The following is a 1,187-nucleotide window of genomic DNA, read 5'->3' as shown; positions in this document are numbered from 1 at the left end:
TACGCTACTACAACCAGAAACCAAAGACAAAGACTTGCAGCTATGCTGGCCGACCTTGAAAAAGCGTCCGCTGGTGATGTGGTACTGCTGCACGGATGTTGCCATAACCCAACAGGCATTGACCCAACGGCACAAGAGTGGGAAGCGCTTGCTAAACTGGTGGCAGACAAAGGCCTACTTCCACTGTTTGACTTTGCCTACCAAGGTTTCGCGAAAGGCGTTGAAGAAGATGCGCAAGGTCTACGTACCTTCGCGAAATTCAACAAAAGAGATCCTCGTAGCAAGTTCATTCTCGAAAAAAACTTTGGTCTGTACAACGAACGTGTCGGCGCATTCACGTTAGTGGCTGAAAAGCCAAGAGATCGCAGAAAACGGGCATTCTCTCAAGTGAAAAGCGATCATTCGCTCTATCTACTCAAAACCCACCAGCGCACGGCAGTGCGGTAGTGACTACACACTCTACGATGCTGCGCTTCGTGCAGAGTGGGAAGCAGAAGTGGCTGAGATGCGCGATCGCATCCAAGAGATGCGCGAACTTTTTGTTGCGACACTGAAAGAAGAAGGCGTTGCTGCTGACTTTAGCTTTATCGAACGTCAAAACGGGCATGTTCTCTTTCTCTGGCTTGACAAAAGATCAAGTGGCTCGCCTAAAAAGAAGAGTTTGCGATCTACATCGTCGGCTCTGGTCGCATCAGCGTGCGGGGCATGACCAAAATCCAACATGGGGTCCGCTTTGTAAAAGCCATCGCTGCGGGTACTGTAATTCGCATTTCAATTAAAAAAGGCCGTTTAACGGCCTTTTTTGTTTCTTCTTGCTCGCGCTAATAGACCCACTTAAGGGATATGCCTGCTTCGTTAATGTAGTCTTTGCCCGCATCTCGGTATTTGTAAAAAGCGCTACTGCCGAATCGCTCGCCCCACTGATAAGCAACCGACAACTTAGCATTGTCTTCATCGACCCAATCGCTACGTGTGAACTCACCTTCAATTTGCACGCTCAGTTTGTCCGTCGCGAAAATAGTGAAAGCCCACTTTGCCACCACGTAACAGACCTTTCTCTGAGTTTAGTTTGGTATCTGTGCTTTTTGTCGTTCTTCTTCTCGAAATCCTCCCAAGCCATAAAAAGCATAAACATCGAGTTTTTCGTGAAGCGCATAGCGATACCCAGCGGAAAGCAGTGCTCTATC

The 1,187-nt window shown here is 48.3% G+C and carries 1 protein-coding gene and 1 pseudogene; one reads left to right on the top strand and one right to left on the bottom strand.

Translation table 11 applies throughout. The annotated features are described in order from the left end of the window. A pseudogene (locus CIK04_RS27105) lies at positions 1-714 on the top strand (aminotransferase class I/II-fold pyridoxal phosphate-dependent enzyme); the annotation flags it as partial. A 107-nt stretch (positions 715-821) separates the two neighbouring features. On the opposite strand, the gene CIK04_RS34310 reads toward CIK04_RS27105, so the two are convergent. Further along, a complete protein-coding gene (locus CIK04_RS34310) occupies positions 822-1,040 on the bottom strand; it encodes a hypothetical protein (RefSeq protein WP_325205887.1) in 219 nt (72 codons plus the stop codon). Between the last annotated feature and the right edge of the window lie 147 nt (positions 1,041-1,187).

The organism is Vibrio sp. 03_296 (assembly GCF_002265885.1).
Note: the sequence above shows the minus strand (reverse complement) of the source record. Positions and strands in the feature narration are given on the sequence as shown.